The sequence below is a fragment of the Actinoplanes sp. G11-F43 genome, assembly GCF_050589265.1.
Classification (GTDB): Bacteria; Actinomycetota; Actinomycetes; order Mycobacteriales; family Micromonosporaceae; genus Actinoplanes.
On sequence record NZ_JBNZCE010000012.1, the window covers coordinates 137,317 to 164,197 of the forward strand.

General features: G+C 70.3%; 27 protein-coding genes. 14 read left to right on the top strand and 13 right to left on the bottom strand.

Annotation, left to right across the window (positions count from 1 at the left end; genetic code table 11):
- Positions 1-50: 50 nt before the first annotated feature.
- Positions 51-1,781 (bottom strand): FAD-binding dehydrogenase, encoded by a 1,731-nt coding sequence (locus ACQ0O7_RS13630; protein WP_430782398.1) that lies wholly within the window; start codon positions 1,779-1,781, stop codon positions 51-53.
- Positions 1,782-1,859: 78 nt separating this feature from the next.
- Here ACQ0O7_RS13630 and ACQ0O7_RS13635 point away from each other — a divergent pair, with 78 nt between their 5' ends.
- The 6 genes from ACQ0O7_RS13635 (at position 1,860) to ACQ0O7_RS13660 (ending at position 8,078) form a co-directional block, all read left to right on the top strand.
- A complete protein-coding gene (locus ACQ0O7_RS13635) occupies positions 1,860-3,350 on the top strand; it encodes an IucA/IucC family protein (RefSeq protein WP_430782399.1) in 1,491 nt (496 codons plus the stop codon).
- Between the two features lie 8 nt (positions 3,351-3,358).
- Positions 3,359-4,933: an IucA/IucC family protein gene (locus ACQ0O7_RS13640; RefSeq protein ID WP_430782400.1), complete on the top strand. Its 1,575-nt coding sequence runs from the start codon at positions 3,359-3,361 to the stop codon at positions 4,931-4,933.
- Positions 4,926-6,056, top strand: a complete 1,131-nt coding sequence (locus tag ACQ0O7_RS13645) for an alanine racemase (RefSeq protein WP_430782401.1) — start codon at positions 4,926-4,928, stop codon at positions 6,054-6,056. The genes ACQ0O7_RS13640 and ACQ0O7_RS13645 overlap by 8 nt, the downstream gene beginning before the upstream one ends.
- Before the next feature lie 40 nt (positions 6,057-6,096).
- Positions 6,097-6,843 carry a maleylpyruvate isomerase family mycothiol-dependent enzyme gene (locus ACQ0O7_RS13650; protein WP_430782402.1) on the top strand — a complete coding sequence of 249 codons (747 nt, stop codon included), beginning with the start codon at positions 6,097-6,099 and terminating at the stop codon, positions 6,841-6,843.
- Positions 6,844-6,885: 42 nt separating this feature from the next.
- A complete protein-coding gene (locus ACQ0O7_RS13655; RefSeq protein ID WP_430782403.1) occupies positions 6,886-7,395 on the top strand; it encodes a VOC family protein in 510 nt (169 codons plus the stop codon).
- Between the two features lie 74 nt (positions 7,396-7,469).
- Entirely contained in the window at positions 7,470-8,078 is a 609-nt protein-coding gene (locus ACQ0O7_RS13660) for a hypothetical protein (protein WP_430782404.1), read from the top strand.
- A 160-nt stretch (positions 8,079-8,238) separates the two neighbouring features.
- Here ACQ0O7_RS13660 and ACQ0O7_RS13665 read toward each other — a convergent pair whose 3' ends face one another.
- Complete coding sequence (locus tag ACQ0O7_RS13665) at positions 8,239-9,126, bottom strand: aminoglycoside phosphotransferase family protein (RefSeq protein ID WP_430782405.1); 888 nt, start codon at positions 9,124-9,126, stop codon at positions 8,239-8,241.
- Between the two features lie 32 nt (positions 9,127-9,158).
- Between ACQ0O7_RS13665 and ACQ0O7_RS13670 the strand changes: the two genes are divergently transcribed.
- The 3 genes from ACQ0O7_RS13670 to ACQ0O7_RS13680 are packed head-to-tail and all read left to right on the top strand — an operon-like array spanning position 9,159 to position 11,464.
- Entirely contained in the window at positions 9,159-9,722 is a 564-nt protein-coding gene (locus ACQ0O7_RS13670; protein ID WP_430782406.1) for a sugar O-acetyltransferase, read from the top strand.
- Positions 9,719-10,261, top strand: a complete 543-nt coding sequence (locus ACQ0O7_RS13675) for a TetR/AcrR family transcriptional regulator (RefSeq protein WP_430782407.1) — start codon at positions 9,719-9,721, stop codon at positions 10,259-10,261. The genes ACQ0O7_RS13670 and ACQ0O7_RS13675 overlap by 4 nt, the downstream gene beginning before the upstream one ends.
- A 12-nt stretch (positions 10,262-10,273) precedes the next feature.
- Entirely contained in the window at positions 10,274-11,464 is a 1,191-nt protein-coding gene (locus ACQ0O7_RS13680) for an MFS transporter (RefSeq protein WP_430782408.1), read from the top strand.
- 604 nt (positions 11,465-12,068) lie between these two features.
- Here ACQ0O7_RS13680 and ACQ0O7_RS13685 read toward each other — a convergent pair.
- The 4 genes from ACQ0O7_RS13685 to ACQ0O7_RS13700 form a co-directional block, all read right to left on the bottom strand.
- Positions 12,069-12,476, bottom strand: coding sequence for a GNAT family N-acetyltransferase (locus ACQ0O7_RS13685; RefSeq protein ID WP_430782409.1), 408 nt, complete (start codon positions 12,474-12,476; stop codon positions 12,069-12,071).
- 104 nt (positions 12,477-12,580) lie between these two features.
- Positions 12,581-13,255, bottom strand: coding sequence for a hypothetical protein (locus ACQ0O7_RS13690; RefSeq protein WP_430782410.1), 675 nt, complete (start codon positions 13,253-13,255; stop codon positions 12,581-12,583).
- Positions 13,242-13,478: a hypothetical protein gene (locus ACQ0O7_RS13695; protein ID WP_430782411.1), complete on the bottom strand. Its 237-nt coding sequence runs from the start codon at positions 13,476-13,478 to the stop codon at positions 13,242-13,244. Before ACQ0O7_RS13695 ends, ACQ0O7_RS13690 begins: the two co-directional genes overlap by 14 nt.
- An 87-nt stretch (positions 13,479-13,565) precedes the next feature.
- Complete coding sequence (locus ACQ0O7_RS13700) at positions 13,566-14,603, bottom strand: NUDIX domain-containing protein (RefSeq protein ID WP_430782412.1); 1,038 nt, start codon at positions 14,601-14,603, stop codon at positions 13,566-13,568.
- Between the two features lie 85 nt (positions 14,604-14,688).
- On the opposite strand from ACQ0O7_RS13700, the gene ACQ0O7_RS13705 reads away from it, so the two are divergent.
- The 5 genes from ACQ0O7_RS13705 to ACQ0O7_RS13725 all read left to right on the top strand — a co-directional run bounded on the left by ACQ0O7_RS13705 (position 14,689) and on the right by ACQ0O7_RS13725 (position 21,589).
- Positions 14,689-15,591, top strand: a complete 903-nt coding sequence (locus ACQ0O7_RS13705) for a TIGR03564 family F420-dependent LLM class oxidoreductase (protein WP_430782413.1) — start codon at positions 14,689-14,691, stop codon at positions 15,589-15,591.
- Between the two features lie 1,568 nt (positions 15,592-17,159).
- On the top strand, positions 17,160-17,966 hold the full coding sequence (locus tag ACQ0O7_RS13710; protein WP_430782414.1) for an SAM-dependent methyltransferase: 807 nt from the start codon (positions 17,160-17,162) through the stop codon (positions 17,964-17,966).
- Between the two features lie 63 nt (positions 17,967-18,029).
- A complete protein-coding gene (locus ACQ0O7_RS13715; protein WP_430782415.1) occupies positions 18,030-19,952 on the top strand; it encodes an endo-1,4-beta-xylanase in 1,923 nt (640 codons plus the stop codon).
- A gap of 51 nt (positions 19,953-20,003) precedes the next feature.
- Entirely contained in the window at positions 20,004-20,759 is a 756-nt protein-coding gene (locus tag ACQ0O7_RS13720) for a hypothetical protein (RefSeq protein ID WP_430782416.1), read from the top strand.
- Positions 20,760-20,770: 11 nt separating this feature from the next.
- The gene (locus tag ACQ0O7_RS13725; RefSeq protein ID WP_430782417.1) at positions 20,771-21,589 is read left to right on the top strand and encodes a hypothetical protein; all 819 of its coding nucleotides are present in this window, start codon (positions 20,771-20,773) and stop codon (positions 21,587-21,589) included.
- On the opposite strand, the gene ACQ0O7_RS13730 is transcribed toward ACQ0O7_RS13725, so the two are convergent.
- The 7 genes from ACQ0O7_RS13730 to ACQ0O7_RS13760 form a co-directional block, all read right to left on the bottom strand.
- On the bottom strand, positions 21,567-21,902 hold the full coding sequence (locus ACQ0O7_RS13730; RefSeq protein ID WP_430782418.1) for a hypothetical protein: 336 nt from the start codon (positions 21,900-21,902) through the stop codon (positions 21,567-21,569). The genes ACQ0O7_RS13725 and ACQ0O7_RS13730 overlap by 23 nt on opposite strands.
- A 173-nt stretch (positions 21,903-22,075) precedes the next feature.
- Entirely contained in the window at positions 22,076-22,633 is a 558-nt protein-coding gene (locus tag ACQ0O7_RS13735) for a hypothetical protein (protein WP_430782419.1), read from the bottom strand.
- A gap of 38 nt (positions 22,634-22,671) precedes the next feature.
- On the bottom strand, positions 22,672-24,522 hold the full coding sequence (locus tag ACQ0O7_RS13740) for a glycoside hydrolase family 5 protein (protein WP_430782420.1): 1,851 nt from the start codon (positions 24,520-24,522) through the stop codon (positions 22,672-22,674).
- Positions 24,523-24,646: 124 nt separating this feature from the next.
- A complete protein-coding gene (locus ACQ0O7_RS13745; RefSeq protein WP_430782421.1) occupies positions 24,647-25,030 on the bottom strand; it encodes a hypothetical protein in 384 nt (127 codons plus the stop codon).
- A gap of 87 nt (positions 25,031-25,117) precedes the next feature.
- Positions 25,118-25,783, bottom strand: coding sequence for a class I SAM-dependent methyltransferase (locus ACQ0O7_RS13750; protein ID WP_430782422.1), 666 nt, complete (start codon positions 25,781-25,783; stop codon positions 25,118-25,120).
- Positions 25,764-26,255 (bottom strand): peptide deformylase, encoded by a 492-nt coding sequence (gene def / locus ACQ0O7_RS13755; protein WP_430782423.1) that lies wholly within the window; start codon positions 26,253-26,255, stop codon positions 25,764-25,766. The genes ACQ0O7_RS13750 and def overlap by 20 nt, the downstream gene beginning before the upstream one ends.
- A gap of 31 nt (positions 26,256-26,286) precedes the next feature.
- On the bottom strand, positions 26,287-26,772 hold the full coding sequence (locus tag ACQ0O7_RS13760; RefSeq protein WP_430782424.1) for a sigma-70 family RNA polymerase sigma factor: 486 nt from the start codon (positions 26,770-26,772) through the stop codon (positions 26,287-26,289).
- Between the last annotated feature and the right edge of the window lie 109 nt (positions 26,773-26,881).

A 26,881-nucleotide genomic window follows, 5' to 3' on the forward strand; every position in this document is an offset into this window, starting at 1 on the left:
CCGCGCCCGACAGGTCACTCAAACGGTGCAGCAGGCTCACCCGCCCAGTACTACACGTGTGCGGCCGCGTGACGTCCGGCGGCCCGGCCGCTGAACAGGCAGCCGCCGAGGAAGGTGCCCTCCAGGGCGTTGTAGCCGTGCACCCCGCCGCCACCGAACCCGGCGACCTCACCGGCGGCGTACAGGCCGGGAACGGCCGCCCCGGACGCGTCCAGGGCCCGCGAGTCCAGGTCGGTCTGGATACCACCGAGGGTCTTGCGGGTCAGGATGTGCAGTTTCACCGCGATCAGCGGCCCGGCCGCCGGGTCCAGCAGCCGGTGCGGCACCGACGTCCGGCCGATCCGGTCGCCGAGGTAGCGGCGCGAGTTGTGGATACCCTGGATCTGGGCGTCCTTGGTGACCGTGTTGGCGATCTGCGAATCCCGGGCCAGCACCTGCGCCCGCACCGTCGCCACATCCAGCAGCGGCTGGTCGGTGAGAGCGTTCATCCGCGCCACCAGGTCGTCGAGGGACGCCGACACCACGAAATCGGCGCCGTGCCGCTTGAACGCCTCCACCGGGGCCGGAGCGCCCTTGCCGAACAGCCGCTCCTTCAGGAAACCGCGCTTGTCACCGGCGGTCAGATCCGGATTCTGCTCGCTGCCCGACAGCGCGAACTCCTTCTCGATGATCCGCTGCGTGAGCACGAACCACGAGTGGTCGAACCCGGCGATCTCCGGACTGGTCCGCAGGTGCTTCAACGTGCCGAGGGTGTCGTACGACGGGAAGTAGGGTGCCGGCAGCCGCCGGCCGAGAGCATCCAGCCACAACGGTGACGGCGCGGACAGGATCCGGATACCGTGACCGGGCCACACCGGATCCCAGTTCTGCACACCCTCGGTGTAGTGCCACATCCGGTCCCGGTTGACCAGCCGCGCCCCGGCGTCCTCGGCGATCTGCAGCATCCGCCCGTCGACGTAGGCCGGCACCCCGGTCACCATCCGGGCCGGCGGGGTGCCCAGACGCTGCGGCCAGAACCGGCGCACCAGGTCGTGGTTGGCGCCGATCCCACCGGTGGTCACCACCACCGCCTGCGCACGCAGCTCGAAGTCACCGGTCTCGTCACGGTTGGACGGCCGGCCCCGGCCCGCGTCGTCACCGGCCAGAATCCTGCCGCGCACCCCGACAGCCGTGCCGTTCTCGATCAGGATCTCGTCGACGCGGTGCCGGTGACGAAACGCCAGCAGCCCCGCGGCGGCGGCCCGGTGCGCGGACGCGGCGAACGGGGCGACCACCCCGGTACCGGTACCCCAGGTGATGTGGAACCGGGGCACCGAGTTGCCGTGCCCACCGGCCTTCAGCTCGCCGCGTTCGGCCCAGCCGGCGAACGGCAGCCACGACAGGCCCAGCGACGACAGCCACGCCCGCTTCTCCCCGGCCGCGAACTCCACATAGGCGCGCGCCCACTTCACCGCCCACGAGTCCTGGTCGTCCAGGCGGTCGAAACCGGCACTGCCCTGCCAGTCCGCCCACGCCAGCTCGACGTGATCGCGGATGCGGGCGCGCCGCTGCTCGGGACTGTCGACGAAGAACAGGCCCCCGAACGACCACCAGGCCTGCCCGCCGAGATTCGCGGCGTTCTCCTGATCGAGCAGGGCCACCCTCTTCCCGGCGGCGGTCAGTTCATGGGCGGCGGCAAGCCCCGCCAGCCCGGCCCCCACCACGATGACGTCGACGTCCACGGCCCGCACCCCTTCCGATGAATATGAGAACTTATCGGATCCGTAGCGGTGGGGAAACAACCCGAACCCGCTGTGACCCCGACCGCCCCACCACGCTCCCCCACAGACACCACCACCCCCACAGCCCACAATGGGGACGTGCCGCACCCCACCGCCGACCCCGCCGGCACCCGCCAGCAACTGGCCACCCTGCGCCCCACCCTGCTCCCCCACTACGACACCGCCCTACCCGGAGCCCACGCCGCCATCCTGGCCCGCCTGCTCCTGGCCCTCGAACACGAACCACTACCCGGCCTCACCAGCCGACACCACCACCACCACGGCCACACCACCGTCACCTTCACCCACACCACCATCACCTACCCCACCGCCGCCGCCACCGCCTTCACCACCCCACCCGACGGCCTGACCGCCACCACCGCCACCGGCACCCCGATCACCGACCCCGCCCAGCTCACCGCCCTACTGTGGCCCGGCACCCCACTCATCACCGAGATCGCCAACAGCGTCGCCAACCTGGCCCTCGCCCGCGCCAACACCCCACCGGCCGACACCGGCCCCGGCGCCCTCGAACAAACCCTCGTCGACGGCCACCCCCTACACCCCTGCTGCCGCACCCGCACCGGCATGACCGTCGCCGACATCCTCACCTACGCCCCCGAACACCACCCCGTCATCCACCTGCGCCGCCTCGCCGTACCCCCCGAACGCTGGCACGGCAACAGCCCACCCGTCCTCCTCGCCCACCCCTGGCAGGCACCCCGCCTCCTCACCGAACACCCCTGGCTCACCGACCTCGGCCCCACCGGCCCCACCCGCCCCCTCATGTCCCTGCGCACCGTCGCACCCCTCGACGGCGGACCCCACATCAAAACCGCCGTCGACATCCAGATGACCTCCGCCATCCGCACCGTCTCCCCCGCCGCCGTCCACAACGGCCCCCGCCTGTCCACCCTCCTGCAAAAACTCACCACCGACCTGCCCCTGACCGTCCTCGCCGAGACCAACGCCGGCGCCGTCATCACCGACCACGGCCCCGACCGCCGCCTCGCCCACCTCACCCGCCAACCCCCACCCGACGACGCCATCCCCCTCGGCCTGCTCCCCCAACACCTGCACACCATCGACAACCCCCACACCCTCATGACCGACCTGTGCCGCATCCTGTTCATCCCCCTGGCCACCCTCCTCGCCCGCGGCATCGCCCTGGAAGCCCACGGCCAGAACACCCTCATCCGCCTACACCACGGCCGCGCCGTACACACCTACTACCGCGACCTCGGCGGCGTCCGCACCCACACCACACGCCTCACCCGAACCGGCCACCCCGACCCCGGCCTGCACGGCGACATCCCCACCGACGACCTCACCGAACTCCGCACCAAACTCTCCGCCGCCGCCCTCGCCACCGTCGCCCGCCAAACCATCACCGCCCTCACCACCCACCACGGCGCCGACCCCCACCACCTCTGGACCACCCTCGCCACCGCCCTACGCACCACCCCCGACGGCCACCACCTCACCACCGACCCCCTACCGGTCAAAGCCACCACCGCCATGCGCCTGGCCACCGACCCCCTCCACGACCAGTGGACCCACCTCGACAACCCGATGGCAGCCGGGAGTTAGGACCACCGATGATCCACACCGTCAGCACCGGACGACTCGCCGCAGCCGCCGCCCACACCGAAGCCGCCCTCACCGTCCACGCCCCCCACCTCACCGAAGCCTTCACCCGCCACCTCCCCCACGCCGCCGACACCATCGGCCGCCGCCTGCGCGCCGCCCTCGTCCGCGAAAACCTCACCCCCCACACCACCGGCGGCCGCACCCACGCCTTCGACCGCACCGAATACCCCCACGCCGGCGTCGCCGACCCCGTCGACCTGCTCGCCGGCATCGACACCACCGGCACCTTCTCCACCGAGATCCGCAACGCCGTCATCAACCAGGCCATCGCCCTCGCCCGCTTCACCCCCACCACCGGCGACCCCCACACCACCAACCCCGACCACCACGCCGTCCACCTCGAACGCCAAGCCGTCACCGGCCACAACCTGCACCCCTGCGGCCGCACCCGCCTCGGCTGGGACACCGTCGACGTCCTCCACCACGACCTCGAAGCCGGCCACACCCCCCTCAAATTCATCGCCGTCCGCGACGACACCCACCTCGGCGACGACCTCGGCACCTGGCTGCACCACCACCACACCGACATCCCCCAACCACCCGCCGGATACCGCCTCCAACCCGTCCACCCCTGGCAACACGACACCGTCCTGCACCGCTACCGAGACCTCTTCACCGACGGCACCCTGCAACGCCTCGACGGCCACCTCGACACCATCCCCACCGCCGCCCTGCGCACCCTCCTACTCCCCAGCGGCCACTACCTCAAAGTCAGCCTCGACATCCAGGTCACCTCCACCCGCCGCAGCATCAGCGTCGCCTCCACCCGCAACGGCCCCACCCTCTCCCGCCTCCTGCACCAGCTCATCGACGACGACCGCATCCTGCTCATGACCGAAACCGCAGGCGCCGCCGTCCCCACCGGCACCGGCCGCGACCTGTCCGCCATCGCCCGCACCGGACTCACCGGCCGCCTCCAACCCGGCGAACACGCCATCCCCGGCGGCGCCCTCGCCCTACCCCACATCCTCACCACCGTCGTCGACCAAGCCGGCGGCAACCCCGCCACCTGGCTCACCGACTACACCCGACTCCTACTCCCACCCCTGCTCCGACTACTCGCCGACGGCATCGCCCTCGAAGCCCACCTCCAGAACTGCCTGCCCACCTTCCGCAACGGCCACCCCCACCGCCTCGCCCTCCGCGACTTCGCCGGCCTCCGACTGCACCCCACCCGCCTCGCCCGAGCCGGCCACACCATCGACCTGTGGCCCGGCTCCGTCATCACCACCACCGACACCGAAACCCTGCGCGCCAAACTCGGATACACCGCCCTGCAAGCCCACCTCGGCGAACTCGTCATCCGCCTCGGCCAAACCCACCACCTCGACGAAACCCACGCCTGGACCCTCATCCGCGACGTCATCGACGCCACCTACGACACCCTCGGCACCCACCCCCACGCCGCCGCCGACCACAGCTGGCTGATCGCCCCCCGCATCCCCCACAAAGCCCTCGTCCGCATGCGCCTGGCCGGCCACGGCGACATCCACATCCCAGTGAGCAACCCCCTCCATGCCTGACCCCATCACCGCCGCACTCCTCACCCTGCCGACACCCCGCTGCGCCTACCTCTACGACACCCACACCCTGCGCGCCCGCGCCCGCGCCCTACGCGCCGCCGTCCCCGCCCGCACCACCATCCTCTACGCGGTCAAAGCCAACGGGCACCAGACCGTGATCCGAACCCTGGCCCAGGAATGCGACGGCCTCGAAGTCGCCTCCGGCGGCGAACTCGCCCTCGCCATCCACGCCGGAGCCCACCGCATCGCCTTCGGCGGCCCCGCCAAAACCGACACCGAACTCGCCGCCGCCCTCGACGCCGGCGCCCTCATCAACGTCGAAAGCCCCCACGAACTCCAGCGACTGGCCGCCCTCGGCCGGCCCGCCGACATCTGCCTGCGCGTCAACCGCACCGGCACAACCCTCACCGGCAGCCACACCATGACCGGCACCCCCACCCCCTTCGGCATCGACGAACACCAGCTGCCCCAGGTACTGGCCACCATCCCCGGCAACCTGCGCGTCATCGGCTTCCACCTGCACGCCGTCTCCAACAACCTCGACGGCCACGCCCACGCCGCCTACCTCACCGACGCCATCACCTGGTCCATCAAAACCGCGACAGCCCACGGAACAGACCTGCGCATCGTCAACGCCGGAGGCGGCCTCGGCGTCGACTACCTCACCGACGCCTCCATCGACCTCACCCCACTGTCAACCGTCACCGTCCCGCACGGCATCGAACTCATCCTCGAACCCGGCCGCTACCTCACCGCCGACGCCGGCCACTACGCCACCGAAGTCCTCGACCTCAAAACCACCCACGGCCGCACCTTCGCCATCCTCCGCGGCGGCACCCACCACTTCCGCCTCCCCGCCGCCTGGGGCTACTCCCACCCCTTCCAGATCATCCCCGTCGACCACTGGCCCCACCCCTACCCCCGCCTGGAGATCACCGACACCACAGTCGACGCCGTCGGCGAACTCTGCACCCCCCGCGACGTCCTCACCCGAGGCCACCACGTCACCCGCCTGCGCACCGGCGACATCCTGCTCTTCAGCCGCGCCGGCGCCTACGGCTGGGACATCTCCCACCACGACTTCCTCCGCCACGACCCACCCACCTTCCTCACCCTCGAATAAACCCCTGGCGCCCCCGCCACACCACTGCTACAAACCACGGGTGCACAACCCCCTCACCCACACCGACCTGCTGCGCCTCATCGACGAAAGGCACGCCACCTTCCGCCGGACGATCCACGCCGCCCCCACCCTCGACACCAAAGTCCCCACCTGCCCCGACTGGACCCTGCACCAGCTCGCCGAGCACATCGGACAGGGCCGCCGCTCCTGGGCCGCCACCGTCACCGCCGCCGACCCCACCAGCGGCCGCCTCCCCGACACCGACCCCGCACCCCACGACCGCACCCAGCTCGACACCTGGCTGACCACCGCCGCCGGCCGGCTCATCGACGCCCTGCGCACCGCCGGCCCCGACCAGCCCGTCTGGACCTGGTGGCCCACCGCCCAATCCCCGCAGACCAGCGGCGCCGTCGCCCGCCACCAACTCCAAGAGATCGCCGTCCACACCTACGACGCCCAGCTCACCACCGGCGACCCCCAACCCCTGCCCACCGACATCGCCCTCGACGGCGTCGAAGAATTCCTGCACACCGTCAGCACCACCACCACACCCTGGCCACACACCCCCGCCACCATCGCCTTCACCACCACCGAAGGCCCCACCTGGCACCTGCGCCTGGACCACGACGGCGCCTACACCGTCACCCCCGACGGCCCCGCCGACACCACCCTCACCGGCACCGCCTCCAACCTGGTCCTGCTCTGCTACGGCCGCGAACCCGACGGCATCACCCTCACCGGCGACCCCACCCACGTCGACCGCCTCATCGAATGGGACCCCAGCTAAACAGGACAACAACCGTCCGCAATCCCCCGTACCGTGGCGCACATGAACCCACCGGGATACACCACCGTCGCGCCCTGGGTCGTCACCGACGACACCGGGGCCTTCCTCGACTTCGTCACCCACACCTTCGACGGCCACGAGACCGCCCGCGTCACCACCGAAGACGGCATGATCGGCCACGCCGAGATCCGCATCGGCGACACCGTCGTCCTCGCCTTCGACCGCCGCCCCGACTGGCCCACCCTGCCCAGCCTCCTGCGCGTCTTCGTCCCCGACACCGACCACACCCTCACCCGCGCCACCGCAGCCGGCGCCCGCATCATCACCCCCGCCGCCGACGACGCCTTCGGACAACGCGGCGCCCGCATCCGCGACCCCTTCGGCAACATCTGGTGGGTGGTCAGCCACATCGAGGACATCACCGAGGACGAGATGTGGCGACGCCTCGCAACCCCCGAACAGGCCGCCGTCATGCGCACCGCACAGCAGACCCTCGACGCCGAACTCACCGGACACCGCCACGGCCGCAGCAGCCCACCCACCCGTCCATAGGGGACACCACTCAGGGACCAATCAGGGAACCACCCGGACGCGCCTGCGACCCCACCCCCACCAGGATCGACCCCATGAACCGAACACTCCTGGTGGCCGCACCCCTGGCGATGACCGCCTACGGCCTCACCCGCATCATCGGCCGCCTCGACGGCCACTACGGCCCCGGCGCCGACTGGCAGCTCGCCCACCTCTTCGGGCTCGCCGGCATGCTGCTGTTCATCCCGATCGTCCTCGGCCTGCGACCCCTGACCCGCACCGCCGGCACCCCCGTCACCGCCATCACCCTGGCCGGCCTGGCCACCACCATCGTCCAGTTCGCCGCCGACATGATCCTCGCCGTCGCCGCCACCGACCGCGACCACCTGAAAACCCTGCAACACCAGTTCACCGACCAGCCCGGCATCCAGCTCGCCTTCTACGACATCGGCCCGATGCTGTTCTTCCTCGGCATCGTCACCCTCGCCGCCCTCACCGCCGCCGCCGGCCACCTGCCCTGGTGGAGCCCCGCCCTGATGCTGATCGCCGTGCTCCTGCCCGCCGCCGATCTCAACCTGATGCCCCTGACCGGCCTGCTCATGCTCGCCGCCCTCGTCCCCCTCACCCGAGCCCGCCCCACCGGGGGCCAGCGACCCGGGCCGTCCCCACACCCGAGTCACGCAGCGACGCGGACGCCCGGCTGATCGTCTCCGGCACCACAGATGTATCGGTCGACCGGCCTCATACCCGCCGGCCGCGCGGATCACCGGGTCCCGCATTCAGCAGGACCCGGTCCCGCAGCACCTCGGGGTTGTCGGCGAAGCCGTCCTTTTCAGGGTTTTGACTCACCGCCTCTAATCCGTCCTAGGATTCTAGTAAGAAAGCGACCCGCGCCTGACATTCCGCCACGAACTCCGGGAACGTCTCCCAGTAGTACGAGATCCCACTGGCCGCCACCGCGACCGCCCAGGCCCGCGCCCGAGCCCACGTCACATCGTCGACGTCCAGCTCCGCGCGGTACGCCTGCCGCGCCGGCGCCGGCAGATCCCACACCGCGGCGTGCTCGGCGTCCGGCAAACCCACCGACAGCGCCCCGAAATCGATCACCGCCCGCAACCGGCCCTCCCCCACCAGCAGGTTCCCCGGCCGCAGATCACCGTGCAACCACACGTGCCGCCCGGTCGACGCGGGCAGCGCCAGCCCGGCCCGCCAGATCCCGTCCAGGGCGTCCACCCGGTCGTCTCCGATCAACGGCCGGCATTCGGCCAGCGCCCGGCTCACCCACGCGTCACACGGCGCCAGCTCCCCGCCCCGATACCAGCTCAGATCACCGGCACGCTCCACACCATCAAGATCAACAGCATGCAATTGGCGTACGAACGACGCCAGCCCCACACCCAGCCCCGCCCAGTCAGCCACCACCGACGGCCCCACCACCTCGCCCTCGATCCACCCGAACACCGCCCACTGAGCCGGAAACGATCGCGCCGGCTCCCCCACGTACACAGGCACGGGTGTCCGCAACGACAGACGGGCCGAAAGGCGCGGCAGCCACCGCACCTCCTTGCGCAGCGCGCCCGCCCGCCCGGCCGTGCGCGGCAGCCGCACCAGCAGCTCGTCACCGAGCCGGAACATCACGTTCTCGGTCCCCGCCCCGGCCCGCGACAGCGGCAGCCCGGCCCACTGCGGGCACTGCGCCGCCAGCAGCTCCCGCACCACCGGCTCCCCGATGGTGATCTCATCCTCATGCACCGCGGCACCCCTCCTTATGTACGCTTGTACACATGACCGAACCCACCATGCGCGAACGCATGCAGAACGGCGACCTCTACATCGCCGACGACCCCGAACTCGGCGAAGCCCTCCTGCACGCCCAAGATCTCACCGACGCCTACAACAGCACCAGCGCCCGCCGCCCCGACGAACGCCGCCGCATCCTCGAAGAGCTCCTCGGCCGGATCGGCGACGGCGTCGACATCCGCCCACCCTTCCGCGTCGACTACGGCCGCTACATCAGCATCGGCGCCCGCACCTTCGCCAACTACGGCCTCATCGCCCTCGACGTCGCCCCCATCACCATCGGCGAGGACTGCCAGATCGGCACCAACGTCCAGCTCCTCACCCCCACCCACCCCATCGAACCCGGCCCCCGCCGCGACAAATGGGAAGCCGCGAAACCCATCACCATCGGCGACAACGTCTGGCTCGGCAGCGGCGTCATCGTCCTGCCCGGCGTCACCATCGGCGACGACACCGTCGTCGGCGCCGGCTCCGTCGTCACCCGCGACCTGCCCGAGGGCGTCGTCGCCGTCGGCAACCCGGCCCGCGTCGTCCGCACCATCGAATGAGACGGCCCCGCCGCCACGACCCGCACCGCCGCGACCGCATCATCGACGCCGCCCTCACCGTCATCGCCCAGAAAGGCGTCGCCGCCACCACCCACCGCGAGATCGCCCGCGCCGCCGACGTCCCCCTCGGCTCCCTCACCTACCACTTCACCGGCCTCGACGAGATCCTCACCGAAGCCTTCACCCGCCACGCCCAAGCCATCGCCGAGATCTTCGACGCCCGCCTCACCGCCGCCCGCACCCGCGCCGAAGCCGTCCAAGCCGTCGTCGACCTGGTCACCGACGACCTGCTCAGCCCCGCCAACGACCTCATCCTGTCCACCGAGCTCTACGTCGCCGCAGCCCGCAACCCCGCCCTGCGCGCCGTCACCCAAGCCTGGATGCAACGCAGCCGCGACGCCCTCGAACACCACTTCGACCCCACCACCGCCCGCGAGGTCGACGCCCTCATCGAAGGCCTCACCCTGCACAGCGCCCTCTCCACCGCCCCGATGACACCCGCCCAGATCCGCCACGCCATCGAGCGCTACCTGAAGTAACCCGGAGTCACCATGAACACCCCCACCCGGCAGGCCCGGCACGCCCGAGCCGCCGTCGCCGCCCTCTTCCTCACCAACGGCGCCGTCTTCTTCAACATCGTCCCCCGCTACCCCCAGATCCGCGAGGACCTGCACCTCAGCAACGTCGCCCTCGGCTCGGCCATCGCCGCCATGCCGATCGGCGCCCTGCTGGCCGGACTGCTCGCCGGCGCGTTCATCCGCCGCTTCCACTCCGCCCGGGTCGCCGCCTTCGGTGTCATCCTCACCACCGTCACCAGCCTGACCGTCCCGTTCGCCCCCAACGGTTTCGGGCTGGCCGCCGCCCTGTTCGTCTTCGGTGCCCTCGACTCGGTCATCGACGTCGCCCAGAACACCCACGGCCTGCGCGTCCAGCGCCACTACGGCCGCTCCATCGTCAACTCCCTGCACGGCGTCTGGAGCATCGGCGCCGTCCTCGGCGGACTGATGGGCTCCGCCGCCGCCGGCCTGAACCTGTCACTGGGCCTGCACCTGACCATCTCCGCCGTCATCTTCAGCATCGTCGCCCTGGCCGCCTACCGGTTCCTGCTGCCCGGCCCCGACGACAGTCCCACCCCTGACCCGGCGGAGACGAAGACCGATCAAGAACCGATCAAAGCCGCCGCCGTACGTCTCCTCGCCGCCCTCGGTGTCCTGGCCGCATGTGGCGCCCTGGTCGAGGACGCCGGAGCCTCCTGGGGCGCCATCTTCCTCACCGACGAGCTGCACACCGACGCCGCCACCGCCGGCCTGGCCGTGGTAGCCATGCAGGTGGCCATGACCATCGGCCGCCTGACCGGGGACCGCGCCGTCGACCGCTTCGGCCAGCGCACCGTGGTCCGCTACGGCGCCGCCCTGGGCGCGATCGGGATGGCCGCCGCCCTCGCCTACCCGACCGTCCCGACCGCACTGGCCGGTTTCGCCCTGGCCGGCCTCGGCGTCGCCACCCTGGTACCGGCCGCCATGCACACCGCCGACGAACTCCCCGGCCTGTCCCCCGGCACCGGCCTGACCATCGTCAGCTGGCTGCTGCGCGCCGGTTTCCTGCTCTCACCCCCGCTGGTCGGTTTCCTCGCCGACCAGTTCAGCCTCCGCGTCGGCCTGCTCACCGTGGTCGCGGCCGGCGTCCTCACCCTGCTGTTCGCCCGCGTCCTGGTGAACCGCACCGCCGCCCCCATCCACTGACACCCGATGTCCCGGCGTTCCGCGGGGAACGCCGGGACATCGGATCGCCGGACCACCGAACGCGGCGTCCCATCGTCGATCCGCACACACCAGATTTTGTACGCCCGGCACCTCCCACAACCGCAGGCGGCACGTCCCGCCTCGTCCCCGCAAGGCAGGCGCCACACCGGACCGCCCGGCGTCCACCGGGCGAATCCGCCCCACACCGCTGACCGCGCGCCCACTCGTGGCGAGTGTGGTTTCGAGTCTTGTCCTGGCGGAGGGCCGGGTGTCGCGCAAGTCCTCGGCCGGGTCGGCCGGTCGTGCGCAGACCCAGACGCCCCGGGCCCGATGGGGGCATCACGGTCCACTGATCGTGTTGCCGCACCGGTGTCCTCAACCTGACCAGCGCATATGGACGGTGACCGGGTGCGCCTCCCGGGCCCGGGCTGACGGCTGATGATCGAGTCGCCCACCCGCCCCAGCCACAGTCCGTCACTCGAATGCGGAACTGCCCGACGGGCCCACCCCACCGACCAGAAACTCGAAACGGTCGAAATCCCTGATCTCAGTCGGCGAAGCCGTCGATGGGTAGTGCGGCTTGCCGCACTACCCATAATCCATCCTAGGATGAAGACTCCAAGGGCTTGGTGCACAGCACATCCGGACAGGGCAGATATCCGAGCCGCTGCCAGAACCGCAGCCCCGCCTCGTTGTCCGGCATGACCAGCAGGTTCACCCGGGGACAGCCCAGTTTCAGCAGCCGCGCCTCCAGCTCCGCCACCAGCCCGGTGGCGATCCCCCGCCGCCGGAACACCGGATCCACGGCAAGCCGGAAGATCCAACCCCGCCGCCCGTCGAAGGTCCCCATCACGACGCCGGCGACCCGCCCTTCCTCCTCGGCGACGAGAAGCAGCTCCGGATCCCGCCGAAGCTTGGCAACCAACTCGTCCCGGCCGACCACATCCCGCCCGGCCGCCTCCCAGACATCCACCACAGCGTCGTAGTCAGTCCACTCGAACTGCCGGATCATCGACAGACTCCCCTCGCACACCCTCTAGGGCATCCTAGGAATCTAGTCCAATAGCATCGCCGTTCCGGAGCCGATCCACGATGCGGCGTACGGCCCGGAAGTCCTCAAAACGCTCCGGCCAGCCCGGCGTTCGGGTTGAGCGCGATGAAGTCGGCGCCGGTGGCACGGGCGGCGGCGAGATCAGCCGGCGCGTCACCGATGAACACGATCCGCTGCCCCGCATGACGTCGTCCGATCAGACGCAGCGCCTCGGTCCTGGTCACCGGATGCCCGAGCACCCGCGCGAAGAAGTCACCCAGCCGATGCCGGCCCAACTGCGCATCGATCTCACCGACCGGCGCGCTGCTGGCCACATACCGCACCGCGGGCACCGCTTCCAGAAAGCCGGTCAGCCCCGGAACCGGCACATACGAGGGCAGCCGCAGCGCCGGCAACTCGGCGTACCGCGCGGCGACCTCGGGCGACCCCACGATCTCGGTCAGCACATATTCGATCTTGCGAGCCCGGGAACACCACGATGCGCGGCGTTGTAGACCTCCACCGCGGCGATCATGTCCGCGTCCCCGTCGCATAACGGCGCCATCTTCACCGCCTCGCTGTCGAACACCAGCACCGGAGCTGTCACGACGACTCATGTCAGGCGACTTCGGTGGAGTCACTTCGATGTCGTCGAGGATCCCGGTGGCCAGGCCATTGACTGCCGCGTCGCCGTCCCGTTCGCCGGGTTCGCCGGGCCACACCGAGACGAAGACGGTGACGTTGGCTTCACCGGCCGCCATCAGGACACGGGGGCGTGGAGATGAAGAACGCTTCGTCGCCGAAACCGGACACCCGGGCGTACCAGTGATCCGAACCGCGCTCCGCCTCGTCGAGATCACGGAACGCCGCGGTGACCGCGCTCTGTTCGGAGTCCGCTGAATGGCGCCCGACCGTCAGTCCGAACGCCCCCACCGCCCCGCTGCTGAACTGCCGCACCCAGGCACGCTGCCACAGTTCGGCCACGTCTCGCTCGAACCGCCGGCCGGGCAGCCGGCCGGACCGGGCGCGGGGCGGGGTGATCCTTCGGTCGACGGCAGGGGCGGGCTGCCCTCAGAGACCGAGCGGAATCGGCCGCGCCGGTGCGCCCGTGTCGAGCAGCGCGGTCAACGGCGTGCTCAGGTCGCGGGGTGAGAACAGGTCACGGCCGGTGTAGCCGGCGATCTCCGCGAGCGTCCACCACCGGAATTCGGCCAGGTTCTCGTCGGCGGCCAGTTGCTCGTCGGTCATCTCGCCGCGGGGCTGGAAGTGACGTACCCGTACCAGAAAATAGTCGTTGATGATGCCGTCGAGCCCTGGCGCGATGGCGGCGTCGACGACCACCTGGTGCCAGACGTGCGGCGGGTCGGCGCCGAGGGTCAGGCCGGTCTCCTCCCGGAGTTCGCGGCGCAGCGCGGTCAGCGGGTCCTCGCCCGCTTCGATGCCACCGCCGGGGGCCGCCCACACACTGGTGGCCCCGCTCGGCACGACCGGGTGTGGCAGGACGAACCGGCACAGCAGGATCCGGTCGTCCTCGTCGAGCAGCAGGGCGCGGACGGAGTGCCGGAGTCTGGGCGTCTCCGCTGCGGGCAGGGCACGGTTGACGATCACCAGGAGGCGGTCCAGGCGGTCCGGGGCGGCGGGCATCCGTTCGCTGGCCCAGGCCACCGAGTTGACCAGGGTGAGCAGGTCGGTGATGTCGATGCGGTCGGGATTGCCGGTACGCTCCAGCAGTTCCGCCCCGACCGCCCGGATCCGTTCGTGGCTGGCGGCCAGCGCCGAGTCGGTGCCGGCGCCGAGGAGTTCGGTGGCGACCAGTCCGCGCATCGCGGCGGCGTGCCCGGCCACCGCCCGCAGCCAGCGCTGCAGCGCTTCGACGGGGGCCGGATGCCGGAGCAGGTCACGCCCGGTGGCGACGAGGGTGTCCACGTCGGCGGCGATGATCGCCACGAGTAGTTCCTGCGCCGACCCGAAGTGCCGGTACAGCGTGCCCGGCCCGACCCCGGCCCGCTGAGCGATCTTGTTGAGTGAGGCGTTCGCCCCGTGCGCGGCGAACTCCTCCCGGGCCGCGGCGAGCACCCGCTCCCGGTTCTGTCGCGCGTCACTTCGCACGGCGCCCCCCTCTGGTTATCCGGAGAACCTCTCCGTAGACTACCGCCATCGAAACGGAGAGCCTCTCCGGATGAGGAGTGACGGCATGCGCATCGGCATCATGATCGGCGAGGTCCGCGGCCCGGCCACCGCGGACACTCTCAGACAGCAGGCCACCGGCGCGGACTCGCTGTGGACCGCGCAGGCGCTCGGCTGGGACGCACTCACCGCCCTGACGGTGGCCGCCCCGCACGCGCCACGGGCCACACTGGGCACCGCGGTCGTCCCGGTCCGCCAGCGCCATCCGCTCACCCTGGCGGGCCAGGCCCTGAGTGTGCAGGCGGCCACCGGCAACCGGCTCACCCTGGGCGTGGGCTCCGGGATCGGCGTCATGGTGGGCGGCATGTTCGGACTGCCGGTGGACCGGCCGGTGGCGTTCATGCGCGAATACCTGGCGGCTCTGCTCCCCCTGCTGCACGGCGAGCCGGTAGCGGCCGGTGGCGAGTTCCTGACGGTGCGCGGCACGGTCGCCGTGCCCGGCACTATTCCCCCACCGGTGCTCCTGGCGGCCCTGGGCCCGGCGATGCTACGGCTGGCGGGCACGGCGGCCGACGGCGCGATCACGTGGCTGACCGGCGCCCGGACGCTGGAGTCCCACGTCGTCCCCACGGTGCTCGCCGCCGCGGCGGGCCGCCCCACACCCCGGATGGTGGCCGGGCTCCCGGTGTGCGTGACCACCGATGTCGCGGACGCCCGCTCCCGCCTGGCCGACCGTTTCGGAATGGCCGCCCAGGTCCCGGAATACCGCCGCGTCCTCGACCACGAGGGCGCCACCGGCCCCCAGGACGTGGCCCTGATAGGCGACGAGGAAACGGTGGCCCGCCAGATCAACCGCCTCGAGGAAACCGGCATCACCGAATTCGTAGCCGCTCCGTCCGGCACCGAAACCGAACAACACCACACCACCGCTTTCCTCCACCACTTGTCGAAACAAAACCAAGCATCGTGACCAGGTCCGCCCCCACCTCCAGGCAGGCGTCTTTTCCAACCCTTTTCCGGTACGCGATTTCAACTCCACACCGATCGGGCAGCTAGGCCTGGTCCCCGCAAGCCGGGCGCACCCCCGGACCGCCCGGCGCCCACCGGGCGAATGCGCCGGTAGCGGCCAGCACCGCAAGCCCCGAACAAAACAAATAGACGAATCTATATCATTTGTGAAGCATCGATAACCATTTCAAACCTCGGTCTCCGCCCCCAACCAACCTCCGACGCCCTCTCCCCTCCCCTCACCTCGCCTGGCAGAAAAACCCCTCCCGCTGCAGATCCACGCAGATATACCACCGTTCTGGCAATTCTCCTTTATCGGCGACCCCACGCGCGGCAAATCCCTCACACAGACGACTGCAATTTCTATAGCCTCGTTTGACTCACCACGGAACTGATACGTTCCCTGATCGCCAACCGGCCCGCAAGCACATTCCTCGTACGAGCGACCACCCCACCCGGGGCCAATCTTGGTGGATTAAAAACCGCTTCGGGCATTATTCTAAGCTGCCGGCACCGCTCGCGGTAAACTCCTCACGCGAGTGTCCGCCTTCCAGCCCCACCCTGGCCAATCTTGGCGGATTTACCACCGTTTCAAGCATTGTTCTCAACTGCCGGCACCGCACGCGGTCAATTCCCCGCACGAGTGTCCGCCTTCCAGCCCCACCCTGGCCGATCTTGGCGAATTTACCACCGGAAACGGTGGTAAACCCACCAAGGTCTCTGCTGAGTGGGCCGCCCGCGCGAGGGATTGACCGCAAGTGATCAGGCTGCCGAGAACAAGGCTCTTTCCGGTGGTGAATCCACCAAGATCGGTCAGGGGTGGGGCTGGAAGGCGGACACTCAGTCGAGGAATTTACCGCGAACAGGCCAGCAGCTGAGAAGACGACTCTATCCGGTGGTGAAATCGCCAAGATCGGCCAGGGCGGGGCCGGAAGTGAACACTCGCGCGAGGAATTGACTGCGGACGGGCCAGCATTCCAGCGGAAGACTCGATTCGGTGGACAATACGCCAAGATCTCAGCTGGGCGGGGCGTCCGTGCGAGGGATCGACCGCGAGCGAACTGAAAGCCGAGAACGATATCCATTTCGGTGTCAAATCGACCGATTTCTGGGATCGAGTGGGATGCCACGGCTGGAGATCGGCCGGAGATCGGCTGAATCGCGGCACGAGGCCGTGCAGCGGTATCGCTATTACGATAAATCAGCCTATGTCAGCTAATGGCAGCGACTCACGTGGAAAGTAGGCCCCTGCCGACAGCTGGGCAGCGGTCCGACTGCGTGCCACTGCCTGCCCGACCGGGGTCCGCAGCCGCCAGATCGGAGCATCGAGCAAGATCGAGGAAACCGGCATACCGCCGCAGAAGCCTACAGAACAGCGCGGCGGAAGCCGGTGCGCGGCGGATTCGCCCGGCGGGCGCCGGACGGTCCGGTGGGGCGGCCCGGCTCGCGGGGACGAGGCTGGAGGTGCCGCCTGCGGTTGTGGAAGGTGTCGGGCGTACCAGATCGGGGTGGCCTTATACATTGACGTTTGTGACTGAACATGGTGCGCGGATCGACGACCAGACGCCGCATTCGGCGCGGCTCTGGGACTACTGGCTGGGTGGTCGCGACAATTTCGCGGTCGATCGGGAGGCCGGTGACGCGATCGCCGCTATCCTGCCGTCGATCGTGACGCTGGCCCGGGAGGATCGGCGGTTTCTGCGGCGGGCGGTGCGGCATCCGGTGGAGGAACGCGGGATTCGGCAGATCCTGGACATCGGGAGTGGGCTGCCGACCGCGGACAACACGCATCGGGTGGCGCAGGAGATCGCGCCCGAAACCCGCGTCGTCTATGTGGACAACGATCCACTGGTGTTGACGCATGCCCGGGCACTGCTGGCCGGTTCCGCCGAGGGCACCACCGCGTATCTGGAGGCCGATCTCAACGATCCGGCCGGCCTGCTGGAGCGGGCGGCCGAAACGCTCGATCTGGACCGGCCGGTGGCGGTGAATCTGCTCGGCATTCTGCATTTCATCAGGGACGACGAGCGGGTCCGCGGGATCGTCCGGGATCTCATGGCGGCGGTGCCGGACGGCAGTTGCCTGACGGTCGCGCACGGCTGTCACGACATCAATACCGATGAGGCGAACCGGATCGTGGAGTTCTGGAACGAGCGCGGCACCCCGAAGATCAAGTATCGGAGTGCGGCCGGGATCGCCCGGTTCTTCGATGGTTGGGAACTGCTCGAACCGGGGGTGGTGCCGTGCAACAGGTGGCGGCCGGATGACCGGGCCGGTGGGACCGATGTCAACCAGTACTGCGGGGTGGCCGTCAAAGGGCGCGTGACGGCATTGTAATGGGAGCGCTCCCATGCAACGATGTCGCTCTATCCCCGACCCTTTCCCCGAAGGAGCCCGCGGATGCGCGCTCTCCCCCGGCTGCTGGCCGCCCTGATCGTGGCCCTCCCCCTCGCCACGATCGCCGCGGTCGCCAACGCCGCCGAAGACCCGATCACCGTTCTGACCAGCGACTTCGAGGACGGTACCGCCCAGGGCTGGGCCGGGCGGGCCGCCGAGACGGTCGCGCACAGCACCGCCCAGGCGCACAGCGGCACCGGCAGCCTGCTGGTCAGCGGGCGCACCGCCGCCTGGCAGGGGCCCTCCCTCGACGTGCTCGACGTGTTCGAGAAGGGCACCGCGTACACCATCTCGGTCTGGGTCCGGATGGCCGACGGCTCCGACAACGCGCGCCTGAGTGTGGAACGCCGCACCGGCGGGACCGCCGCCTACGACCAGGTGGTCGGCAACACCGCGGTGACCAGCGGTTCCTGGGTGAACCTGACCGGCCGGTACACCCTGGCCACCGACGTCGAGTTCCTGCGGGTGTATGTGGAGACGGCGTCCACCACCGGCTCGTTCCACATCGACGACGTCGCCGTCAGCTATGTCCCGGCGCTGCCGATCCAGACCGGCATCCCCTCGGTCAAGGATGTGATCACCGAGTTCCCGGTCGGGGCGGCGATCACCGGGGCGGAGATCGTCACCGAGCACGGGCAGCTGCTGAGCAAGCACTTCGACTCGGTCACCCCGGGCAACGCCCTCAAATGGGACGCCACCGAGCCGACCGAGAACACCTTCACGTACGCGCAGGCCGATCCTCTGATGGCGTACGCCAAATCGAAGGGTCTCGCCGTCCGCGGGCACACCCTGGTGTGGCACAACCAGACCCCGTCGTGGGTCTTCACCGGCGCCGACGGGCAGCCGATGACCGCCACCGCCGAGGACAAGGCACTCCTGCTCGACCGCCTGGAGAACCACATCCGCAACGTGGCCGGCCACTACGGCACCGACATCGGCGTGTGGGACGTGGTCAACGAGGTGATCGACGAGAGCCGGCCGGACGGGCTGCGCCGCAGCAGCTGGTACACCGTGGCCGGCCTGGACTACATCCGCACCGCGTTCCGGGTGGCCCGGGAGGTGGCGCCGCACGCGAAGCTCTACATCAACGACTACAACACCAACGTGCCCGCCAAACGCGACTTCCTGTTCGGGCTGGTCCAGCAGCTCAAGGCGGAGGGCGTGCCGATCGACGGGGTCGGCCACCAGGTGCACATCAACATCAACTGGCCGACGATCGCCGAGACCAAGGCGATGTTCGACAAGTTCGTGCCGCTCGGCATCGACCAGCAGGTCACCGAGATGGACGTGAGCATCTACACCGGCGACAGCGAGAGCTTCCCGGCACCGCCGGCGGACCGGCTGCTCAAGCAGGCGTACGTGTACCGCGACATGTTCGCCCTGTTCCGCCAGTACCCGGGGGAGATCACCTCGGTCACCCTGTGGGGCCTGGCCGACGACAACACCTGGCTGGACACGTTCCCGGTGACCCGCAAGGACGCGCCGCTGCTGTTCGACACCCGGTTGCAGGCGAAGTCGGCGTACTGGGGAGTCGTCGACCCCTCCAAGATCACCGGCTCGACGGCGTCCCCGAGCGCCTCCTCGAGCAGCCCGCCGCCGGGAACCGGGACCTGTGTGGTCACCTACCGGGTCACCGGCAGCTGGCCCGGCGGCTTCCAGGGCGACGTCAAGATCACCAACACCGGGTCCACCGCCCTGAGCTCCTGGCGGCTGGGCTGGAGTTTCACCGGCGGTCAGCAGATCAGTCAGCTCTGGGGCGGCGCCCACACCCAGTCCGGCGCCGCGGTCACCGTCACCAACGCGGCCTGGAACGGCACCCTGGCCGCGGGCGGCTCCACCACCGTCGGATTCCTGGCCGGCTGGACCGGCGGCAACCCGGCGCCCACCGCGTTCACCCTCAACGGAACCGCCTGCACGGTGCTGTGACCCGGCCACCCCGCGATGATCGACTTTGCCGCCATAGGGCACCATCGGCCCGTGCACTACGTGACGGCAACGGCGATCGATTGGATCGGGAACCGGCCGGCCCTGGTCGAGGTCCATCTCGCCGAGGCGGACGGCGACGAGGCCGTGATCATGGGCCGGGCGCCCCTGCTCAGCGCGGGCCCTCTACGGTACTCGCGCATGCCGATGCGCCTGGACCTGCGCTGTGACGTGATCGGCCACGACGGTGCGGACACCGTCGTGGTCCGATTGCGCTACGGCCTGACCGACCAGCGCGGCCGCGACACCTTCCGGGTCGACGCGACAGCCGTCCGCCCGGAGAACCCCCGCGAGATCTTCGACCGCCTCATGATCAACCACCATGTGGACCCGGAGAAGCTGGGCGACGTGGAACCGGCCTGGCTGTCGTTCACCGAGTTCGCCCAGACCGGAATCGATCGCCTGGCCCCCGGCCCGGAATCCGACGGTTTCATCGTCCGCTGGGGCCGCTACTCGTGGTCCGACCGCACCGCCGCCCTCGACTTCACCCGCCGGCTGACCCTGCTCACCGACGACGGCCCGCAGGTGTGGCAGGTCAGCCTGGAGATGCGCTTCGCCGGCTTCCACACCCTGCCGACCGGCGACAGCGGCCTCGACTTCACCCCGGTCGGGCCCCGGCGCGCGTCCGCTCTCGCCCAGGTCAGAGCGACGATCAACGACCACCCGCACCTGTACGAGCTGTGGTGCGCGGTCCCCCGCCACAGCACCCTGACCTTCGAACCTCAGCCGGGTCACAGCCGCCACCCCTGACACTGACCGGTGTGGACGCTTCGGTGCGCGCGGTGGCCGGATACGGCGCAGCGCTGGCGATGACCCCGTACCTGCTGATCAAGGTCTCCTGGGTGGCGGTGGGCCTGGGCAGTCCGGCGGCGACCGGCGCGGTGGTGCTCAACACGGTCACCATCGGCATGGCCGCGGCCGGGATCGCCCTGGCCCTGGCGCTGGTCCGGCCGTGGGGCGAGCGGATCCCGGCGCTGCCGGTGCTGGCGTGCGCCTGGATCGGCGGCGGCTTCCTGATCCCGATGCTGCCGTACGCGATCGTGGACTCACTGATCTCCCCACCCGGCGCCGACCCGGCCATGCCGGCCTGGGAGTACCCGCTGCTCCAGGCCAGTTTCCTGGGCATGGGCGCGGGCCTGGCCGTGGCACTGCCGCTCTACCTGCGCGCCCGCTGGCCGGCCGCCTTCGAAGGCCGGGCCGGAGACCACCCCGCACCGGTACGCCCGATCCCCGCCCTGTCCGGCGCCGCCGCCCTGATCCTGTTCGACGTCTACCAGGCCGCGGGCGGCGTGACCGGCACCAGCGAACGCCTGCAGGCCGGCAACGCGGCGCTCTGGACACTCGGCGGCGCCTGGGGTCTGTGGGCACTGACCCGCACCCGGCCCGGCCCGCCACGCTGGGCGCCGCTCACGGTGACCTGGCTGGCCTCGGGCTTCCTGGTGGCCTGGAGCGCCTGGAAACTCCCGTTCGCCCTCCTCGGCGTGATCGAGTCCGGCCCGCTGGAGACGGCCCACCTGGCTCTCGGAATCGTGGTGGGCGCGGTCATGCTCCGCGCGGTCACGAAGCGCCCACCCGCGTGATGTCCGCCTGGATCATCGCCTTGTACCCGTCGTCGGGAAGCGCCTCCAGGTGCTCGGCCGCCGCGGCGAGATGCTGGCGGGCCATGCGCTGACAGGCATCGGCCAGATTCAGATGCAGAGACGGCAGGAACGCCCGCACCCGCAGCGAGTCGTGGTGACCGCGGGCCCGCGCGTCGTCCAGGTCGGTGACCGCGGCGAGCGCCCGCTGATCCCACCTCAGTTCGTCGGCCACCGCGTGCTGCAGATCGGCCGGATAGTGGGCGATGCTGCACCGGTGCAGCGCGTCACCGTCCGCTCCGACCCGCTCCCACAACCCGGCCAGCGCGTTCCGGGCCCCCTCCCGGTCGCCCGCTCGCCTCCCGGGGTCCCGATCTCCCGCCGGCGACCGCGGTGGCGGGCACGCTCGCCGGGCGCCTGGGCATCGTCCCGGTGATCGCCGTGCAGGGTGCCGATTTCCGCGTGGCCGGCCTGCTGGTGATCGCGCTGCTACGACGAGCCGAAACGGGCCAGGTACGCGCCCGACCACCGGTGATAGAGGACCTGGTAGACGATGACGGCGCCGAAGCACGCGACGGTCAGCACGGTGAGGCCGATCCGCCACCCGGCGACACCCTCGCCGATCTGCAACGTGAGCTGGAACAGGTTGAGCCCGATCACGAGGATGAACGGCACCACCGCGATGACCGAGACCTTGCGGACCCGGGTCGCCTCGGCGACGGCCAGCTCCTGCTCGCCGGGCGGCAGCCGGCCGCCCGTGCGGATGGCCCGCACGATGCGCCGCCGGGTGGGGTGGTCGAGGCCCCAGAGCGGTGAGACGAACGTCCCGGCACGCCGCCGCACCACCCACGCCATCACGGCGATCAACCCGGCGGTCAGCAGCAGGCCCGCCGCCATGATGAGCGGCACGACCCAGGAGCTGTCGCCACCGGCTCGCACGCCGAGCACCGCCGCCCCCGCGATCAGGAGCAGCGACAGCGTCGCGAGCACGATGTAGTAGATCCCCATCCGGCGGGTGGCCCGGCCCCGGATCTCCTCGATGTCCACACGGGCCTGCTGCCCGGCCGTCCCGCCGGATAAACGGGTCAGAGTTCGCGGCAGTAGAGCGCGTCCGGGGTCCTGGCCGAGAAGATCCGGCCGGTCCAGGCGATGCCCGCCACGTATTCGTCGTCGGCGCACTGGCCCTTGTAGTGGCCGCCGGCGAAGTCGCCGCCCGGATCACCGGCCGGGCGGTTGTCGCTCCGGTCGAACCACACGGTCCGGCCGGTCCCGGCCAGCGGGGTGGTCGCCACCGCGCAGAGGCCGCTGGAGACGGCGGCGCCACGAACCGAGTACCCGATCAGGTACGCGCCCGCGGGGCACTGGAACTTGGTGTACCCGGATGCCCAGTCGGTGCTCACGTGCGCCTGATCCTTGACCACCCGATGACCGTTCCAGGTCAGGGCCGCAGCGGTGTTCGTACAAAATCCGCGGTTTCCGGTGTGACTGAGTCCGATCAGGCGCTGTCCGTCCGGGCAGGCGGCTTTGCGGGCACCGTTGTCCCAGTCTCCGGCGGCACGCATCCGGTTGGAGGCGACGAAGTCGGCGTGGTCGGGGCTGAGCATGGACCGGGACGCGACGGGTGCCACGTACCCCTGGCGTCCGGTTGTGGTCAGGCGCCGCCAGGCGTCGGCCCGCCAGTCCCCGGCCACCTCGATGCCGGTGCGGACGCCGGCCCGGTCGAAGAACAACAACCCCCACCCGTTCGCGGTACGCCGTTCCGCCCAGCCCACCACCGGCCAGTACGCGAAATCGGCATCGCTCTCGATCAGGAAATCGGTGAAGTAGCCGAACCATTCGCGCTGTTTCGACCCGGCGCCGGCGTTGCCGTCCACCCCGAACTCGCTGATCCACACCGGTGCGGTGAAGTGCTGCCCGGTCTCCGCCGAGACGAAGAAGGCGTCCCGGTTGAGCACGTGGAACAGCTCGGCCCGGCTGAAGTCCCGGTATCGGGGATCGGTGGTCTCGCCGGTTCCGGTGGCACCGCTGTGGTGGGGGCCGGTGTAGTCGTAGAAATGCGCGGCGTAAACCAGTTTCCCGGAGCTCGCCAGGGTGTGCGAAAGGGTGCGCACCGGTTTGAGGGTGGGCCGTTCGTGGGCGAATCCGTCGACCGGAACGCCGGTCCAGTTGATGCCCTCCACGATGATCAGCAGATTCGGGTTGGCCTCGCGCAGGATCCGGTCGCCGAGGCGCTGGGCGGCGGCGAACCAGTCGTGGTCGTTGCCCCAGCCCCAGTTCGGGTCGTCGAGGACGGTGCGGCGCACCTCGTTGTACAGGTCGGCGCCGACCACGCGGGGGTTGCCCGCATGGCGGCGGACCATGGTCAGCCAGGCGTCCTCCCACTGGGCGGCGGTCTGCGAGGTGTTCCAGCGTTCGTTGCCGTCGACTCCGCAGCACCAGCGGGTGGTCGTGGTGTGGTTGTTCAGGATGACGGCCAGGCCGGCGTCGGTGAGGGCGGCCACCACACCGTCGTACACCTGAAGTGGGGTTCGCCCTCGCCATTGCGGGTTGGCGGCGACCGCCGTGTCGGCGACCGGCCGGGTGTCGCGGACCATCTCGCTGGAGAACGGCAGCCGCACACTGTTCAGGCCGATCGCCCGGAACCCGGCGACGATGTCGGCGACCGGCGCCCGGTCCAGCCCGAGCGGCACCCGCCCGGCGTTCTCCCCGGCGTGATGGTTGGCGTCGTCGGTGTCACTGCCGGAGCCGTTCCAGGTGCCGCTGGCCCCGTGCCAGTTCCCGGACCGCAGCTTGAACCGGTCCCCGTCGGCGTCCACGATCCACCGTCCGCGGGTGCTGAGCGGCGCGGTCCAGCCGGGATCCTCGACGGCGGCGGAGGCGGGCACCGCGGGCGGTATCAGCGCGGCGAGCAGGGCGAGGGCGAGGGTTCGGCGCACACGTCACATCCAAGAGCATCAACCCCGTTTGGGAAATGAGCCTTCCAGAACTTGTTCCACCCCCCGGGTGACACACCTGCCCCACCGGCACTCTGGTGGCCGGCCGGCGCGGGCGGAAGCGCCGTCAGCCCTGGGTGGCCACCACTTCCCAGGAGCAGTGTGCCTGGGTGGTGACCTCCCAGTAGCCGTTCTTCTCGGACGGATAGAGGGTGCTCTCGCCCTTGGCGTCGAATTCACCGTCGGCCGGTTCGATGTGGTGCGAGTCGATGTCGAACTCGGGGTAGCCGTTCCAGCGCAGGGTCAGGAAGTTGAACTCGCCGCGATCACAGTCGAGCGTGAGTGAGACCGATGTCGGCGCGACCGCGATGACGACCGGTGCTCCCTTCCAGTCGCCGGTTCCGGACTTCCGGAAGATCTCCTTCGGCGCGGGTGCGCCGGCGGCCTGAACCGGGGTGGCGATCATCGGGAGCAGGGACGAGGCGGCCAGCAGGAGACCGAATCGCTTCATGGCAGGTCCGTTCTTGATGTCGAGCCGGAGAGGGCGCACCGATCATGCGGTCCCGGTCCGGTTCGACGGCGCCGGAACGTCCCGGATTCACCCCTGCGGTGAGCGGGTGAAGCGGGCCCGCCACCGGGTCGGCAGGGAGGTTCCCGGGGCGGCCACCTGGTCGACGGAGACCGGATGCAGGCCGCCGGTGGCGAAGGTGTCGATCTCGGTGCGGGTCAGCGGCCACGGTGGGCCCTCGCCGTCCGCGTCCACCCGGGTGGTGGCCGCCGCCAGCACGACCAGGGTGCCGCCGGGTGCCACGAAATCACCGACCGCGGTGATCGCGGCCGGCCGGACCGCGAACGGCAGGGCCTGGATGTTGTTGCTCTCCAGGACCAGGTCGAACGCCTGCCGCCACGCCTGCGGCGGGTTCAGCAGGTCGGCGACCGTGTAGGTGACGGTGCTGCCGGGATGGCGGGACCGGGCCAGCTCGATCGCGGTGGCCGAGATGTCGAATGCGGTCGTGGCATAGCCGAGGGCGGCCACGTGCTCGGCGTCGCGGCCGGGCCCGCAGCCGACGATCAGGGCGCGGCGGCCGTCTCCCGGTGGGAGGTCGAGGGCGCGGACGTGGGCGCTGGGTTCGGCCACGTCCCACGGGACCACGGCCTGCCCGGCGCGGGAGGCGGCGTACAGCGTCTCGAACCAGCCGGTGGGGTCGCCGGCCGCCAGCGACTCGGCGGCCAGGCGACGGGCGTCATCGGCGGGGGACGACACGGCGCAGTTCGCGCAGGGCCTGGCGGCGGACGTCACCGGTGAGGGTGTCGACGTAGAGGCGGCCGGCCAGGTGGTCGGTCTCGTGTTGCAGGGCGCGGGCCAGAAAGCCGGTGCCCTTGATGACGAGGGGTTCGCCGTGCTGGTCAAAACCGGTGGCGGTGACCGATTCCGATCGGGTGGTGTCGAAGCCCATGCCGGGCAGTGACAGGCAGCCCTCCTCGTCGGTCTGCTCGCCGTCGTGGTCGCTGAGCACCGGGTTGACCATGTGGCCGACGACGCCGCCCACGTTGTAGGAGAAGACCCGCAGGCTGACCCCGATCTGTGGGGCGGCGACCCCGGCCCGGCCGGGTTCGCGGACGGTGTCCTCCAGGTCGCGGACCAGCTCACGCAGTGCGGAGTCGAAGGTGGTGACCTCGTCGGCGGGGGTTCGCAGCACCGGGTCGCCGTAGATGCGGATGGGCCTGACTGTCATGACTGACAGGCTATCCGGTCATTACCCGCGGTCAGGCGAAGAGGGTGGGCCGTTCGCCGGACAGCATGTGCCGAAGCTTGATCAGCGAGCGGCGGGTCTGGCTCTTCACCACGGTGATCGGCACGCCCAGCTCCTGGGCCACCTCTTCCACACTGTGGTCGGCGAAGTAGCGCAGCATGACGATCGCCCGGTCCCGGCCGGGCAGCCGGGCGAGCGCGTCCAGCAGAGTCATGCGCAGCTCCGGGCTGACCGAATAGGACGGCTCACGCAGCACGCCCGGCACGGCCTCGGTGGAGCTGCGGCGCCGCCGGTGATCGAGGTAGACGCGAAGAAGGACCTTTTGCGCGTACGCCGTCAGATTGTCACTGTCGACCGCCCGCTCCCAGCTCAGGAACAGCTTCGCCAGGGTGGTCTGGGTCAGGTCCTGGGCCAGGTGCCAGTCCCGGCAGAGCTGGAACGCACTGCTGTGCAGGCGGGCACTCGAGGCGCTGGCGAAGCCGCCGAAGTCCACCTGCATGTGGATACCGGACCGATCGGTACGAACCGTTGTCCGCGTATGTTCACGTATCTCGAGCATGTCCGCGATGTCGCCTCTCCTGCAGCCACCGCGGCACAGACGGTGCCAC

What these genes read in the sequence shown, in the direction of transcription:
- ACQ0O7_RS13640 (WP_430782400.1), top strand. Translation starts at nt 3,359, where the DNA reads ATGATCCACACCGTCAGCACCGGACGACTCGCCGCAGCCGCCGCCCAC.
- ACQ0O7_RS13645 (WP_430782401.1), top strand. Translation starts at nt 4,926, where the DNA reads ATGCCTGACCCCATCACCGCCGCACTCCTCACCCTGCCGACACCCCGC.
- ACQ0O7_RS13655 (WP_430782403.1), top strand. Translation starts at nt 6,886, where the DNA reads ATGAACCCACCGGGATACACCACCGTCGCGCCCTGGGTCGTCACCGAC.
- ACQ0O7_RS13660 (WP_430782404.1), top strand. Translation starts at nt 7,470, where the DNA reads ATGAACCGAACACTCCTGGTGGCCGCACCCCTGGCGATGACCGCCTAC.
- ACQ0O7_RS13670 (WP_430782406.1), top strand. Translation starts at nt 9,159, where the DNA reads ATGACCGAACCCACCATGCGCGAACGCATGCAGAACGGCGACCTCTAC.
- ACQ0O7_RS13675 (WP_430782407.1), top strand. Translation starts at nt 9,719, where the DNA reads ATGAGACGGCCCCGCCGCCACGACCCGCACCGCCGCGACCGCATCATC.
- ACQ0O7_RS13680 (WP_430782408.1), top strand. Translation starts at nt 10,274, where the DNA reads ATGAACACCCCCACCCGGCAGGCCCGGCACGCCCGAGCCGCCGTCGCC.
- ACQ0O7_RS13685 (WP_430782409.1), bottom strand. Translation starts at nt 12,476, where the DNA reads ATGATCCGGCAGTTCGAGTGGACTGACTACGACGCTGTGGTGGATGTC.
- ACQ0O7_RS13690 (WP_430782410.1), bottom strand. Translation starts at nt 13,255, where the DNA reads ATGGCGGCCGGTGAAGCCAACGTCACCGTCTTCGTCTCGGTGTGGCCC.
- ACQ0O7_RS13705 (WP_430782413.1), top strand. Translation starts at nt 14,689, where the DNA reads ATGCGCATCGGCATCATGATCGGCGAGGTCCGCGGCCCGGCCACCGCG.
- ACQ0O7_RS13715 (WP_430782415.1), top strand. Translation starts at nt 18,030, where the DNA reads ATGCGCGCTCTCCCCCGGCTGCTGGCCGCCCTGATCGTGGCCCTCCCC.
- ACQ0O7_RS13745 (WP_430782421.1), bottom strand. Translation starts at nt 25,030, where the DNA reads ATGAAGCGATTCGGTCTCCTGCTGGCCGCCTCGTCCCTGCTCCCGATG.
- def (WP_430782423.1), bottom strand. Translation starts at nt 26,255, where the DNA reads ATGACAGTCAGGCCCATCCGCATCTACGGCGACCCGGTGCTGCGAACC.
- ACQ0O7_RS13760 (WP_430782424.1), bottom strand. Translation starts at nt 26,772, where the DNA reads ATGCAGGTGGACTTCGGCGGCTTCGCCAGCGCCTCGAGTGCCCGCCTG.